The sequence below is a fragment of the Sphingomonas cannabina genome, from assembly GCF_021391395.1.
Classification (GTDB): domain Bacteria; phylum Pseudomonadota; class Alphaproteobacteria; order Sphingomonadales; family Sphingomonadaceae; genus Sphingomonas; species Sphingomonas cannabina.
On the sequence record NZ_CP090059.1, the window covers coordinates 1,602,889 to 1,617,383 of the forward strand.

Here is a 14,495-nt window from a genome sequence, read left to right on the forward strand (position 1 = left end):
CCCGCCTGCACGCCACTAGCGTGCATGGCCGACGCCCGAGAAGACGATCCCCACAAGTTCCGCCGCCGCGGCGTATTGTTCGTGCTGTCCTCGCCGTCGGGCGCCGGCAAGTCGACGATCGCGCGCAAGCTGCTCGCGGCCGAGCCGAGCCTCGGCATGTCGGTGTCGGCGACGACGCGGCCGATGCGGCCGGGCGAGGTCGACGGCAAGGACTATCATTTCGTCGACCTCGAGCGCTTCCGCGAGATGGTGTCGAACCACGAGTTCCTCGAATGGGCGCATGTCTTCGGCCATCGCTATGGCACACCGCGGGGACCGGTGGAGGCGATGCTGAAGTCCGGCCAGGACGTGCTGTTCGACATCGACTGGCAGGGCGCGCAGCAGCTCTACCAGATCGCCGGCGGCGACGTGGTGCGCGTGTTCGTGCTGCCACCGTCGATGGAGGAGCTGCATCGCCGGCTCACGCACCGCGCCACCGATTCGATGGAGGTGATCGAGGCGCGGATGGCGCGCGCGGCGGCCGAGGTCAGCCACTGGGACGGCTATGACTATGTCCTGGTCAACGACGACGTCGAGCGCTGCTTCGAGTGCGTGCGCACCATCTTGGCGGCAGAGCGTTTGAAGAGGTCGCGGCAGACGGGCCTGATCGGCTTTATCAGGGGGCTCACTACCTCGACATAGCAGGGAGAGCGACGATGATGGGACGAGCGTTGCTGGGCGGCATCCTGGGCGGGGTCGCCATGTGGGTCGTGGGTTTCATCTTCTGGGGCACGCCGCTCAACCGGCTCGCGCTCAGCGTCGCGCCCGATGCCGCCAATGCGGCGGTCCAATCTACCTTGGCGCAGCAGCTCGGGCCGACCGGGACCGGCGTCTATGCCGTGCCCTGGCCCGGGACGCAGGTGGGAAGCGGGCTCTACGCGCAGGGCCCGGTGGCGATGGTCCATTTCAACGCGAGCGGCTTTCCGGTGGTCGACGGCAGTTCGCTGATCGGCGGGTTGATCCTCGCGATCATCGCTGCGGTGCTGATCGCCTTCGCCATCCACCGCGTCGCGGCTGGGCTGAGCTTCGGCCGGCGGCTGACCCTGATCGGCCTCTTCGCCATCGCCATTCCGGCCTATCTCGACCTTGGCCAGATCGTCTTCAATCACGGGCCGTCGGACTATTTCATCTACAGCTTCGTCTGCGACGTGCTGTCGTTCCTGGCGGCGGGCGCGGTGATCGCCTGGATGCTGCCGAGGCCGGCGGCGCCGCTAACCGAGTAGCCTCAGGAACTGCGCACCGGCATCAAAGTCGGCGCGGCGGGCCTCGGCCGCCTGGCGGGCGAGCTCGTCCTCGCCCCATTGCTCGGCCTGCCAGTCGTCGTCGATGCGGCTAGCCTGCCAGACGGTGTCGGCATCGGCCGCGCCTTCCAGCAGCGCCAGCGCGGCGACCAGCGAGCCGGTGACGGTGACGAGCGGCGACAGGCCGGCGAGCTCGAAGGGGCCGAGGTGCGTCACCGCCTCGCGCAGCCGCGCGAGCGTCGCCTCGGGCTGGGGACGGTGGATCACGCCCGCGGTGGTCTCGAAATGCACGTCGTAGCGGCCGCGCGCCCAATCGAGCAGCGGGTCCCAGGCGGCGCCCTGCCGCTCGACCAGCGGTTCAGGCGATTCGGCGCGGTAGCAGAGGAGGTCGCTTTCGCCATACCGGGCGAGGCCCGCGGCGAAGGCATCCGGATCGGGCGCGATCCGGTCGATGGCGGCATTGGCGAGGCCGGTGAGGGGCATGGCGCGCGGGTCGATGGTCTCGCCGACGCTGCGCCATTCCTCCGCGATCGCCTCGGCAAGTGCTTCGCTCGGCACCGCCAGCGGCGTGCGGCCGGGCGTGCGCACCGGGCGGTCGTCGAGCGCGATGCCGAAGCCGTCGCCCTCGCGGACGACAGCGACCTCTTTCCAGAACCGCTTCATTGATCGGGCGGCGTGCGCCACCGGTGCGCCAGCGCGAGCGGCACTACCGCCATCACGTAGAGCGCGGCGAGCACCAGCGCGATGCCGATCCCCTTGCTCGTCCAATCGGGCGCGCGGGCGGCGAGGATGATCCCCAGCACCGCGCCGGCGGCCGCGGCACAACGGACGCCGACGATGGCGAACCAGCGGTTGCGGGCGGTGCGCTCGGTGCTCATCGTGCCGCCATAGCCGGCCGGTCGAGGCAGGCAAGCAGCGTTGCTGCCAGTTGATCGGCGTGGGCCACCACCTGCAACGCGCCGGCTGCGGCGAGTTCCTCGGGTGGATGATAGCCCCAGCCGACCCCGACCGCATGGGCGCCGGCATTCGCCGCCATCATCATGTCGAAGCTGGTGTCGCCGATCATCACCGTGGTCTCGGGCGCGGCCCCGGCTTCGGCGATCGCGGCGGCGGCCATCGCCGGATGGGGCTTGGACGGATGGCGGTCGGCGGTCTGCAGCGTGACGAAACGGTGCCTGAGGCCATGATGCTCGAGGATCAGCAGCAGCCCGCGGTCGGACTTGCCCGTCGCGACGCCGAGCACCCAGCCGGCATCGTCGAGCGCCGCGATCGCCTCGGCGATGCCGGGATAAAGCGGTTCCGGCGCAAGCTCGCCATTGCCGCGCATCGCCAGGAACACGCGCTTGTATTCGGCCGCGAGGCTCTGGTGGAGCGGATCGTCGCCCTCGGGATGCAGTGCCGCCACCGCCTCGACCAGGCTCAATCCGACGATGCGGCGAATCGCCTCGCGGCACGGCACCTCCAGCCGGTGGCCGGCGAAGCTCTCCTCCATCGCGCGGCAGATGTTGGCGCCCGAGTCGACCAGCGTCCCGTCGCAATCGAACAGTGCGAGCCGGTTCATGCCAGCGACCGCATCCAATGCGCGATGCCGCGGCGGCCGGAGGCTTCGAGCCCGTCCGCCGCGCCCAACCGCGCCGCCTCGGGCTTGTTCTGGCCGAGCTTCAGCGTGCCGCGCCAGGCCGTCACCTCCAGCCGGAAACCGACGATCGCGTTCAGCATCGCGTCGAACTTCTTCGGGTCCATCTTGGCGCGCGTCCACGGCGCCTTGGGTGCGAGCCGCCCCTCCTGCTCGGCGGAGAGCCGGTCGACCTGCGCGACCAGCTCGTCGCGATCCATCCGCCGCATCGTCCCTTCGAGCTCGACGGCGACATAGTTCCAGGTCGGTACCTCGCTGCTGCCGAGGCCGTACCAATCGGGGCTGACATAGCCGTCCGGGCCGATCACGCTGAACAGCGCGGTCGCGCCGTCGAGATGACGGGCGATGCCGTTGCCGCGGGCGATGTGCATGGCGAGCGTCGCCTCATCGAGCCACACCATCGGCACATGCGCGACGCGCGGGCCGTCGGGCGTGCCGGCGAACAGCGCGCCGAAGCCAATCTCGGCGACGAGTTGGCGCATCGCGTCGCGATCTTCCCAGTGGAAGGCAGGGTTGGGGTGCATCGGCCTCCTCTAATCCCGATTGCGGCCGGTGCGAAAGTGAAAGGGGCGACCGATCTCGATCGGACGGCCTTAGAAGAGTGTCGCCAGCAGGTAGAAGAGCGCCCCCACCGCTGCCGAGGCCGGAATGGTGATGACCCACGCCACCATCACGTTCCCCGCCACCCCCCAGCGCACCGCCGACGCGCGGCGCGCGGTGCCGGCGCCGATGACGCTGCCGGTGATGGTGTGGGTGGTCGACACCGGGATCCCCATCCACGACGCCGCGAACAGGATGATCGAGCCGCCGAGCGAGGCGCTGAAGCCCTGGTGCTGGGAGAGCTTGGTGATGCGCGAGCCCATCGTCTCGATGATCTTCCATCCGCCGGTGAGCGTGCCCAGCGCGATCGCGACGTAGCAGCTGATCGCCACCCAGTGCGGCACCTCGAACGCGCCGTGGAGATAGCCGGTCGAATAGAGCAGGACGGTGATGATCCCCATCGTCTTCTGCGCGTCGTTGAGGCCGTGGCTCAGCGAATAGGCGCCCGACGAGATGAGGTGGAGGACGCGGAACGTCCGCTCGGCACCGCGCGCGGTGGCGCCGCGGAACAGCCAGCTCGTCACCAGCATGATCAGCATCGACAGGATCATGCCGAGCGTCGGCGAGAGGACGATCGCGACCAGCGTCTTGTTGAGCCCGCCCCATTGCACCCCGGTCAGCCCGGCATGGGCGACGCCCGCGCCGATCAGCCCGCCGACCAGCGCATGGCTGGAGGAGGAGGGGATGCCCTTGAGCCAGGTGACGACGTTCCAGAACATCGCCCCGACCAGCGCGCCGAACACCACCGCCGGCGTCACCAGCTCCTTGGCGATCAGGCCCTGGCCGATCGTCTCGGCGACCTTGTGCAGGCTGGGGAAGGCGATCGTGAGGAAATAGGCGGCGAAGTTGAATACCGCGGCGAAGGCGACGGCGTGGACCGGCTTCAGCAGCCGCGTCGCCACCACCGTCGCGATCGAGTTGGCCGCGTCGTGCAGCCCGTTGAGGAAGTCGAACGCGAGCGCGACGGCGATCAGGCCGATCAGCAGCGGGAGGGCGAGGTCGTGCACGGGGCTGGCGGCCGGCTCAGGCGTGGTCGATCACGATGCCGTCGATCTCGTTCGCGACATCCTCGAACGCGTCGACGATCCGCTCGAGATGCTTGTAGATCTCGCGTGCGACGATGAAGCCGAGCGTGTCGCTCGCGCCCTGCTCCTTGAAGGCGCGCTTGACGCCGGCGGTGTGGATGTCGTCGGCCTGGCTCTCCATCCGGACCAGCCGCTCGGTGAGCTCGTGGAGGCGGGCGCCGTTGCGGCCGACGTCGCGCAGCAGCGGCATCGCCTCGGCGGTCAATCGCGCGGCGTCGACGATGATCGCCACCATGTCCTGCATTTCCTGCTCGAACGCGGTGACCTCATAGAGGTCGATCGCGGCCACGCTCGCCTGCATCTCGTCGATGGCGTCGTCCATCGCGCCGATCAGGCTGATGATCGCGCCGCGGTCGAACGGGGTGAGGAAGGTCTGGCGGACCGTCTGCAGCACCTCGCGGATGATGTCGTCGGCGTCGTGCTCGCGCTCGATCACCTCGCGGATATGGTCGGGCGCGGCGGGGCCGCCCTGCATCAGCCGCGCCATCGCGTCCGCCGCGGCGACGACGGTGGTGGCATGGGCCTCGAACAGGTCGAAGAAATTGCCGGTCTTGGGCAGCAGGCGCTGGAACCAGGCGAACATGGGGCTGATCCTCGAGGTTGCGGCGACCGCGCCGAGCATCCCGGCGCGGCGCGTGGCGGCCTTGAACTCGGACGGGCCGAAGGAGCGGATGAGATCGCGCAGGTCGCTCTCGTCGACGATCTCGGCGGCGTCGGGCAAGGCGAACCAGCGGCGCTCGCGCTGCGACTGTTCCTTCCAGCTGCCGAGCTCGTCGTTGACGGCAAGGGGGAAGACGTCGACGTCGACCATCAGCGAGGCGCCGTTGGCGCGCCGCTTGCGATAGCGATAGGAGCCGAGCGGGGTCGGGCAGACGAGGCCGCGGACGCCCGCCTCCTCCTCCGCCTCCAGCGCGGCGGCGGCGTGGGGGGTGAGGCCGGGCGGCGGGTTGCCCTTGGGGATCACCCAGCGCTTGTTCTCGCGCGAGGTGACCAGCAGCACGCGCACGGCCGCATCGGCCGCCGGTCCGTCGGCGCGATAGGGCAAGGCGGCAATCTGGCGAATGACGGCGTTCCCCGTGACCCCTTTGAGACCTTCCCGGCCGTGCAGCGGGCGCTGTCACGAATCCGTCACATGCGGCTAGGGTCGGGGGCGAGGTCCGTCAATGCCGGTTCACGCTACTGCCGCCGGGCGCCGGCCGCGCGGACGTCGGCGATAGCGGGATAGCCGTTCACCGCCATCAGCAGATCGGCCTCGGCGAGGATGCACTTGAGCACATGCGCCGCTCCCTCGGCACCGCCCAGCGCGAGGCCGTAGGTGTAGGGCCGCCCGATCCCGACCGCACGGGCGCCGAGCGCGAGCGCCTTCACCACGTCGCTGCCCGACCGCACGCCCGAATCGAACAGCACCGGCACATCGCCCGCTGCCGCGACCACGTCGGGCAGCATGTCGATCGCGGCGAGGCCGCCGTTGGCCTGGCGCCCGCCGTGGTTGGAGCAGTAGACGGCGTCGGCGCCGAGATCGATCGCGCGGCGGGCATCGTCGGGGTGGCAGATGCCCTTCAGCACCAGCGGCAGCTTCGTGATCGACCGGAGCCAGGCCATGTCGTCCCAGGTCAGCACCTTGCCGAACAATCCCGCCCACAGCATCACCGCGGCGGCCGGGTCCTGCTCGGGAGGTTTGCCGAGCAGCTTCCGGAACACCGGATCGGAGGTGTAGTTGGTGAGGACGGCGCCGCGCAGCTGGGGGAAGTTGGCCGCGTTGAGGTCGCGCGGGCGCCAGCCGGTGACCCAGGTGTCGAGCGTCACCACCAGCGCCTTGTAGCCCGCCGCCTCGGCGCGGTGGACGAGGCTTTCTGCCAGTTCCGGGTTCTTGGGCGTATAGAGCTGGAAGAAGGCGGGCGTGTCGCCGCATGCGCCGATCACCGCCTCCAGCGGATCGTTCGACAGGGTCGAGGCGCAGAGCGGTACGCCGGCCATGGCCGAGGCGCGGGCGGCGGCGAGGTCGCCGTGGCCGTCCTGCGTCACGATGCCGGTGACGCCGATCGGGCTCATGAAGATCGGGGCGGGCAGGGCGAGGCCGAACAGCTCGACCGACAGGTCGCGCGTCGTGCAGTCGACCATCATCCGCGGCACCATGCCCCAGCGGTTGAAGGCGCGGGCGTTCTCCTCCTGGGTGAACTCGTCGCCGCAGCCGCCCTGGACGTAGTTCAGCACATGCGGCGGCATCGCCGCGCTCGCCCGTGCGCAGAGGGTGGCATGGTCGACCGGCAGCTTCGGCACGATCCCGCGCAGCCCCGCGCCGTAGATCTCGTTCTGATAGTCGCCGTAATGGGCCATCGCATTCTCGCCTGCCTATGTGTCGGCGGCGAGTGTCAGACCTGATCGCGGCGGAAGCAATGGGCGGCGTGATCGTTGACGATGCCGGTCGCCTGCATCCAGGCATAGACGATCGTCGGCCCGACGAACTTGAAGCCGCGGCGCTTCAGCTCCTTCGAGATCGTCTCGGACAGCGGCGTCGAGGCGGGGACGGTGCGGCCGTCGCCCTTCAGCACCCGGCCGTCGGTGAAGGACCAGGCGAAATCGGCGAAGCTCTCGCCGCGCTCGGCCATGTCGCAGTAGAGCTGCGCACCCTTGATCGTCGCCTCGATCTTGGCGCGGGCGCGGACGATGCTAGGGTCGGCTATCAGCCGCGCCACGTCCGTCTCGCCGAAGCGCGCGACCTTGGCCGGATCGAAGCCGGCGAAGGCGCGGCGGAAGCCCTCGCGCTTGCGCAGGATGACGATCCAGGCAAGCCCGGCCTGGAAGCCCTCCAGCATCAGCGTCTCCCACAGCATCCGCGGGTCGCGCTCGGGCACGCCCCATTCGGTGTCGTGATAGGCGCGGTAAAGCGCATCGCCTTCCGACCAGCGGCAGCGGTGTCCGGCATGAGGGTCTTGGGGAAGGGTCGAATCGGTCATGGATCGACCTTATATCCGTCATCCCGGCGAAAGCCGGGATCTCAAGCCGTATCGCGTTTCCGCATGAGATCCCGGCTTTCGCCGGGATGACGGGGAGGGTTACTTCGCTCCACCCTCCCACGCGGGCGTCGGCGCGCGATAGTCGAGCGCCGGCTTCCGGTCGCCGAGCATCGCCTGGTATCTGAAGTCCGGCCCGCGTGCCTTGTCGAGCTCGGCCTTGGCCTCGGCCAGCACCTCGGGGCTGCCGAACAGCTCGGCGGCGGTCAGGGCGATCGTCTTGGCCGCGACCACGCCGCCCTTGACCCCGATGCCGGTGCCCGAGGCCGCCACCGCCTGCCAGCTGTGCGCGGGCGTGCCCGGCACCCAGGTCGCGGTGTTGAGGCCGATCGTCGGCACCGTCCAGCTGATGTCCGACACGTCGGTCGAACCGCCGCCGTCCGGCCCGCGCTCGCCCTGCGAGACCCGCGTCACCGAATCGAGCGACTTCTGCGTCGGCAGCGTCTTCTGGAGCTCGGCCGCCCAGGCGGTCTCCTCCGGCGTCCATTGCTCGCCGCCGACCGCCTGGAGGTTGCGCGCCATCACCTTGGCCAGCGTCTCGCTCGCCAGCATCGAATAGACGCCGCCGGTGATCTCGTAGTCGACGGTGGTGCCGGTCGCCATCGCGGCGCCCTCGGCGGCCTTCTTCACCCGCTCCCACACGTCCTTGACGATCGCGGGATCGACGTTGCGGACGTAGTAATAGCTCTCGGCGAAGTCAGGGACGACGTTCGGCGCCTCGCCGCCCTTGGTGACGACGTAGTGGATGCGCGTCGAGGACGGGACGTGCTCGCGCAGATAGTTGACCGCGACGTTCATCACCTCGACGCCGTCGAGCGCCGAGCGACCCTTCTCGGGCGCCGCTGCGGCATGGGCGGAGACCCCGTGGAAGCGGAACTTGCCGGAGATGTTGGCCATGCTCTTGCCCGTCGACACGCCGTTGGCGTCGCCCGGATGCCAGTGCAGCACCGCTGAGACGTCGTCGAACAGGCCGGCGCGGACCATGTAAACCTTGCCCGAACCGCCCTCCTCTGCGGGCGTGCCGTAGACGCGCAGCTCGCCCTGAACCTTATTGGCGACCATCCAGTCCTTGATCGCCAGCGCGGCGGTGACGCTGGCGGCGCCGAAGAGGTTGTGGCCGCAGCCGTGCCCCGCCGCCTTGCCGGCGATCGGCGTGCGGGTCGGCACCGCCTGCTGGGCGAGGCCGGGGAGGGCGTCATATTCGGCGAGGATCGCGATCACGGGGCCGCTGCCGTTCTTGAAGCTGGCGACGAAGGCGGTGGGGATGTCGGCGACCCCGGCGGTGACGGTGAAGCCGCCCTTCTTGAGCTCCGACTGGAGCAGGGCGGAGGACTTGGCTTCCTGATAGCCGACCTCGGACCAGTTCCAGATCTGCTTGGCGGTCGCGGCGAAGGCGGGGGCGCGTTTGTCGACGTCGGCGAGGATAGCGCCGCGCTGCGGATCGGGCAGCACCTGGGCATGGGCGGCGAGGGGGAGGAGGGCGGTGGAGGCGAGGAGAGCGAGCTTCATCTGGTCATCCTATAAAGCCCTCTCCCCATTGGGGAGAGGGTTGGGAGAGGGGGAGGAGCCTCGCAGAGACCGTCGCCTGCCGCACTGCCCCTCTCCCCGACCCTCTCCCCAAAAGGGGAGAGGGAGTTTCAGCGCGCTCCTACCGCTGCCGCATCCGGCCGCCGCGTGTCGGCGGCGCCGAGGAACCGCTCGCCGTCGACCATGATCGACTGGACGCTGCCCATCGTGTTCGACGTGCGCACCTTGTGCCCTTTGGCCTCGAGCAGCGTGACGATGTCGGGCGAATAGCCGTCCTCCAGCTCGAGCGGCGCGTCGCCGCCGGCCTGGTTCATGCGCGGGCGCTCCGCGGCCTCGGCGACGTTGAGGCGGTGGTCGATCACGTTGGACAGGAGCTGCACCATCGTCGCGATGATATAGCCGCCGCCGGGCGTGCCGGTGACCAGCCAGGGCTTGTCGTCCTTGAACACGATCAGCGGGGTGATCGTCGAGCCGACGCGCTTGCCGGGTACCGGCAGCGTCGCCTTGCCGTCCTCTGCCCGTCGTCCCCAGGCGAGGTTGCCGAGCGAGTTGTTGAGCAGGATGCCGGTGCCGGGGGCCACGACATGCGCGCCGTAGGACGCCGAGAGCGTGTAGGTGTTGCTGACGGCATTGCCCGCGGCGTCGACGACGGAGAAGTGCGTCGTGTCCTTGCTCTCGTACGGGTAGGGATTGCCGTCCGGCAGCGTCTTCGCGCCCAGCGAGGCGTCGGGGCGGATCAGCTTGGCGCGCTCGGCCGCATAGTCCTTGCTGGCGAGGCCCTTCGCCGGCGTCCGCCAGTCGGGACCACCGCCGACGAGCCGGCGGTCGGCGGCGACGATCTTCATCGTCTCCGACAGCAGGTGGAGGTTGGCGACGCTGCCCCAGCGCGCCTCGCGCACCGGGAAATTCTCCAGGATGTTCATCGCCTCCGCCACGCTGACGCCCGAGGCGGTCGGCGGCATATAGGCGATCCGGTTCCCGCGGTAGCTCGACCAGATCGGCTCGGAGACGATCGCCTGGTAATCGGCGAGGTCCTTCTCGTCGATCACGCCGCCGCCCGCCTTCATGCCGGCCGCGATCTTCGCGGCGACCGGACCCTTATAGAAGCCGTCGCGGCCCTTGGCGGCGATCGCCTTGAGCGTCGCGGCGAGATCGGGCTGCTTCCACAGCTCGCCGGGGCGATAGGCGCTGCCGTCGGGCTTGAAGAACGCGGCCATGGCGGCGGCGTCCCTGCTCATCGCCTTCTTCTGCTCGGCGGTGGCCTGCGCCTCGTCGTCGGACAGGATCACGCCGCGCTCCGCCATTGCGATGGCCGGCGCCAGCAGCGTGCCCCAGGGCAGCGCGCCGAAGCGGCGGTGCGCCTCCCAGAGGCCGGCGACGGTGCCGGGGATCGCCACGCCCTTCATCGACCAGCCCTTGGCCTGATCGAACTTACCGTCGGGTCCCAGCAGCAGGTCGGGCGTCGTGTGGCGCGAGGCCTGGCCGTAATAGTCGATCGCGATGGTTTGGGCGGGCTTGCCGTCCTTCGCCGCCATATGGATCAGCATGTAGCCGCCGCCGCCGATGTTGCCGGCGCGCGGCAGCGTGACGGCGAGGGCGAAGGCGGTGGCGACGGCGGCATCCACCGCATTGCCGCCCTTGCGCAGGATGTCGGCGCCGACCGCCGCGGCGAGCTTGTTCTGGCTCACCACCATGCCGCCGCGGCCGATCGCCGGCTTATGAATCTGATCATAGGCGACGATGTCGCCGCCGGTGACCGGCCGGGCGGTCTGCTCGACCTCCTGCGCGACTAAGGGGCTGCAAAGTGCGAGGAGGCCGAGCAGGGCTGGGATGCGGCGCATCAGAACGATGCCCGCAAATTGGCGTACCAGTAGCGGCCGTAGGGGTTGTACATCGAGCCGAGATAACCTTCGGACGACAGCGGCGGCTGCTCGTTGGTGAGGTTGCGGACGCCGATGCGCAGGCGATAGCGGCCGGCGCTGTCGTCGCCGATCGTGACCTGGCCGTAGAGGTTGAAGGTCATCCGGTCGTCGATGACCCAGTTGCCGTTGGTCGCGTCGAACAGGCCGGTGTCGAGGACGTCGCTGGTATATCGGGTGAAGGCGCCGATCTGGAACTCGCGATAGGTCCAGGTGGCGGTGCCGGTCACCTTCCAGCGCGGCTTGCCGTTCTGGCGGATGCGGTCGCCGGCCTCGGCGATGTTGGTGTCCGGGTTGATGGTGCCGGCCGCGCGGGCGTCGATCAGCGCCTGAACCGGCGGCGAGGGCTGGAGGAAGAACTTGTCGAGATAGGCCGCGTTGACGCCGAAGTCGAACCGGCCCGCGCCGAAATCCGGCAGCTGCCAGTTGAGGCCGAGATCGATGCCGGCCGCCTCCTGCGGCAGCAGATTGACGTACTGGTCCTTGACGTAGAGCACGCGGCCGGCCGGTGCGAGGTTGCTTCCCTGATACAAGGCGATGTCTTCCGCCGTGGGAGCAGCGCGGATCACGTTCGGATCACTGCTGCCCTGCACGCGAAGCAGATAGTCGTTGATGAGTGCATTGCCTTCGCCGAACAGTCCGACGATGCCCTTCTGCTGGATGTGCCAATAATCGGCAGTGAAGGTGATCCGGCCGATCGCGTCGTCGAGGAAGTGCGGTTCCAACACCACGCCCGCGGTCCAGGTCTTGGAAGTCTCGGGCTTGAGATCGGGATTGCCTGATCGCTGCGCCGAGGTGGAGAAGCCGATGCAGGCCGGATCGGCGAAGCTCTTGATGACGCCGGTACGAAGCTGTGCCTCACAGCGGACATAGTCGGTGCGGGTGTTGGAGCGGGTGACGACGGTGGCGTTGACCTGCTCCAGGTTCGGCGCCTTGAAGCCTTCGGCATAGGAACCGCGGAAGCGGACGCCGTTCACTACGTCCCACGCCGCCGCGATCTTGGGCTTCGCGACCGAGCCGACGTCGCTGTAATGCTCGAAGCGTCCGGCCAGCTGGAGCTCCAATGAGCGCATCAGCGGGACGTTCATCTCCGGGCTGACCACCGGCACCGCGAACTCGAGATAGGCGGCGGCGATCGTGCGGTGGCCCTTGGTGTCGGGCGAGGGGCTGGTGCCGATCAGGTCCGATCCGTTGACGGCGCCGGAGACCGCGTCGACGAACTGGATGGTGCCGTCCACCCGCGGGTCGCGGTCGTCGAGCTGGGTCTCGCGGCGGACCTCGCCGCCGATCGCCATGCCGACGTTGCCGGCAGGGAGCTGGAACAGGTCGGATTTCGATCCCTTGATGTCCCACATCGCCAGCGTCGACTTGCTGACGCGGGTGGTCTTGATCCTGATCGCGTCGATCGCGGCCTGGTTGCTGAAGGTGGCGTCAGCTCCGCTCACGTCGAGCAGATTGCCGCCGTTGAACGGGTTGTAGGCGTCGGGCGTGGTCAGCGAGAGCTGCTTCTGGAGCAGGGTCTGGCTGATGCCGTCGGAGCGGTCGCGCACGCGCGCTTCGGAGTAGAGCAGCGCGCTTTCCCAGCGGAAGCCCAGCGCCTCGAAGCGCAGGCCGCCGAGCAGGCGGTACTGGGTGTTGAGCACCTCGACCAGATTGGGCCCGACGTCGGCGAAATTGTAGCTGCTGAGCGTGACCGGCAGGCCGGCCGCCGGGGCGTTGATGCCGGGCAGCCGGTTGGGGCTGCCGACGGGGCCGAACGGGTTGTAGTAGCTGCTCGCCGGGATCACGAGCGGACCGGACGAGAGCGTGCCGGTCGGCGCCTGGTAGCTGTCGGTCTCCGCGCGGTAATAGCCGGCCTCGCCGAAGAATTCGAGCCCGTCGGTCAGCTCATAATGGCCGTTGAGGAAGAGGTTCACACGCTCGACCTCGGGGATCACCGTGGTGTTGTAGGCGCGCGGCGCGTCGAAGCGCAGGTTGCGGTCGGCGGCGGCCGAGTTGGTGCCGTCGTCGATGCAGATGCCGCTGCCGAGCTGGGCCAGGCAGCCGGCGTTGGTGCCCGGCTGGATATGGAACTGGCCGGAGTTGTTGGTGATCAGCGTGCCGTTCTGGCGAACCGGCGTGTTGCGATAGACCTGGAACGACCCCCAGGGCGTGATCGTGCTGCGGCCGTCGACCTGCGTGCTGCCCTCGAACGGCGTGCCGACGAACAATGGGGACTTGTCGGCCGAGGCGGTATAGTCCTGTTCCCGCGCGTTGAGCGCGGTGCGGTGGTCGTAGCTCGCGAACAGGGTGACGTTGCCGCGGCTGCCGAGATTGTGGCCGACGAGCAGGTGCAGGTTGCTCTCGATCATGTTGGTGCCCTCGGCCCAACCGACCTGGCCCTCCGCCTCGACGCCGGTATAGTCCGAGCGCAGCACGGTGTTGACGACGCCGGCCACCGCGTCCGAGCCGTAGATCGCCGCCGCGCCGTCGCGCAGCACTTCGAGGCGCTCGAGGCCGAACACCGGAATGGCGTTGGTGTTGTAGGTGAGGACGGGGACCAGATTCTCGTCGGCGCGGCTGGTCGGGTGGTTGACCACGCGGCGGCCGTTGAGCAGCACCAGCGTGTTGCCGACGCCAAGGTTGCGGAGGTTGACCGAGCCGACGTCGCCGCGGGCCGAGTTCGAGCTGTTGGGGAGATAGCTCGAGTTGAAGCTGACGTCGCCCAATTGCGGGATGGAGCGGAACAGCTCGTCGCCGGAGACGGCGCCGGTGGCGCCGATCTGCGCCTGATCGACCACCGTCACCGGCAGCGCCGCGGTGACCTTGCTGCCGCGGATCTGCGTGCCGACCACGACGATATCGGGCTCGGCGGGCTGGTCGCCTTCCACCGCCTGCTCCGCGCTGACGGTCGAGGCGTCCCCGGGTGGGGCGGGGGTCTGCGCCGCTGCCGGTGTCTCCTGCACCAGCGCGATCGGGCGCATCGCCGAAACGGCGCCCGTCTCGCGCGCGATCACGCGGACGCTGTTGGGGCCGGTGTAGCGCCACGTATAGCCGCTCTTCGCCAGCAGCGCGTCCAGCGCCTCGTGCGCGGTGTAGCGGCCCGACAGCCGCGGGCTTCTTGCGCGGGCGATCGCCGGATCTGTGAAGACCAGCTGCACGCCCGTCTGCTGGGCGACCTGAAGCAGCGCCTTGTCGAGCCGTCCGGCCGGCAGGCTGATGGCAACGCGGACGGTCTCCGCAGCCTGAGCGGCAGCGGGCGCGGCGATCACGGTCGTGATCGCGCTGCCGAGCAGCAGATGGCGGGTATTCATATGGTTTTCCCCCCTTGTTTTGGCGCCCTCCCCAGGACGCTCGTTCCGTATACGACGCCGCTGCGCCGCAAATGCGAACCCCGCGACGCAGATTTTTTTCGTCATGTCGCAACCGACTGGTTCGCCTTTGCGCATTCTCCG

The 14,495-nt window shown here is 69.1% G+C and carries 13 protein-coding genes; 2 read left to right on the top strand and 11 right to left on the bottom strand.

The window, feature by feature from the left end; genetic code table 11:
* Positions 1-24: 24 nt before the first annotated feature.
* Positions 25-681 carry a guanylate kinase gene (gene gmk, locus LZK98_RS07745; RefSeq protein WP_233785820.1) on the top strand — a complete coding sequence of 219 codons (657 nt, stop codon included), beginning with the start codon at positions 25-27 and terminating at the stop codon, positions 679-681.
* Between the two features lie 14 nt (positions 682-695).
* Entirely contained in the window at positions 696-1,262 is a 567-nt protein-coding gene (locus LZK98_RS07750) for a hypothetical protein (protein WP_233785821.1), read from the top strand.
* Here LZK98_RS07750 and LZK98_RS07755 read toward each other — a convergent pair.
* The 11 genes from LZK98_RS07755 to LZK98_RS07805 form a co-directional block, all read right to left on the bottom strand.
* Entirely contained in the window at positions 1,251-1,943 is a 693-nt protein-coding gene (locus LZK98_RS07755) for an ATP12 family chaperone protein (protein ID WP_233785822.1), read from the bottom strand. The two genes, LZK98_RS07750 and LZK98_RS07755, sit on opposite strands and share 12 nt — an antisense overlap.
* Entirely contained in the window at positions 1,940-2,158 is a 219-nt protein-coding gene (locus LZK98_RS07760; protein WP_233785823.1) for a hypothetical protein, read from the bottom strand. The genes LZK98_RS07755 and LZK98_RS07760 overlap by 4 nt, the downstream gene beginning before the upstream one ends.
* On the bottom strand, positions 2,155-2,841 hold the full coding sequence (locus LZK98_RS07765; RefSeq protein ID WP_233785824.1) for an HAD-IA family hydrolase: 687 nt from the start codon (positions 2,839-2,841) through the stop codon (positions 2,155-2,157). Before LZK98_RS07765 ends, LZK98_RS07760 begins: the two co-directional genes overlap by 4 nt.
* Positions 2,838-3,440 carry an FMN-binding negative transcriptional regulator gene (locus tag LZK98_RS07770; protein ID WP_233785825.1) on the bottom strand — a complete coding sequence of 201 codons (603 nt, stop codon included), beginning with the start codon at positions 3,438-3,440 and terminating at the stop codon, positions 2,838-2,840. The genes LZK98_RS07765 and LZK98_RS07770 overlap by 4 nt, the downstream gene beginning before the upstream one ends.
* Positions 3,441-3,509: 69 nt before the next feature.
* A complete protein-coding gene (locus tag LZK98_RS07775) occupies positions 3,510-4,523 on the bottom strand; it encodes an inorganic phosphate transporter (protein ID WP_233785826.1) in 1,014 nt (337 codons plus the stop codon).
* Between the two features lie 16 nt (positions 4,524-4,539).
* Positions 4,540-5,646 carry a DUF47 family protein gene (locus tag LZK98_RS07780; protein ID WP_233785827.1) on the bottom strand — a complete coding sequence of 369 codons (1,107 nt, stop codon included), beginning with the start codon at positions 5,644-5,646 and terminating at the stop codon, positions 4,540-4,542.
* Positions 5,647-5,777: 131 nt separating this feature from the next.
* Positions 5,778-6,938, bottom strand: coding sequence for an alpha-hydroxy-acid oxidizing protein (locus tag LZK98_RS07785; protein WP_233785828.1), 1,161 nt, complete (start codon positions 6,936-6,938; stop codon positions 5,778-5,780).
* 35 nt (positions 6,939-6,973) lie between these two features.
* Positions 6,974-7,558 carry a DNA-3-methyladenine glycosylase I gene (locus LZK98_RS07790; RefSeq protein WP_233785829.1) on the bottom strand — a complete coding sequence of 195 codons (585 nt, stop codon included), beginning with the start codon at positions 7,556-7,558 and terminating at the stop codon, positions 6,974-6,976.
* Positions 7,559-7,657: 99 nt separating this feature from the next.
* The gene (locus LZK98_RS07795; RefSeq protein WP_233785830.1) at positions 7,658-9,124 is read right to left on the bottom strand and encodes an amidohydrolase; all 1,467 of its coding nucleotides are present in this window, start codon (positions 9,122-9,124) and stop codon (positions 7,658-7,660) included.
* Positions 9,125-9,252: 128 nt separating this feature from the next.
* Entirely contained in the window at positions 9,253-10,983 is a 1,731-nt protein-coding gene (gene ggt, locus LZK98_RS07800) for a gamma-glutamyltransferase (protein WP_233785831.1), read from the bottom strand.
* On the bottom strand, positions 10,983-14,354 hold the full coding sequence (locus tag LZK98_RS07805) for a TonB-dependent receptor (RefSeq protein ID WP_233785832.1): 3,372 nt from the start codon (positions 14,352-14,354) through the stop codon (positions 10,983-10,985). Before LZK98_RS07805 ends, ggt begins: the two co-directional genes overlap by 1 nt.
* Positions 14,355-14,495 lie beyond the last annotated feature (141 nt).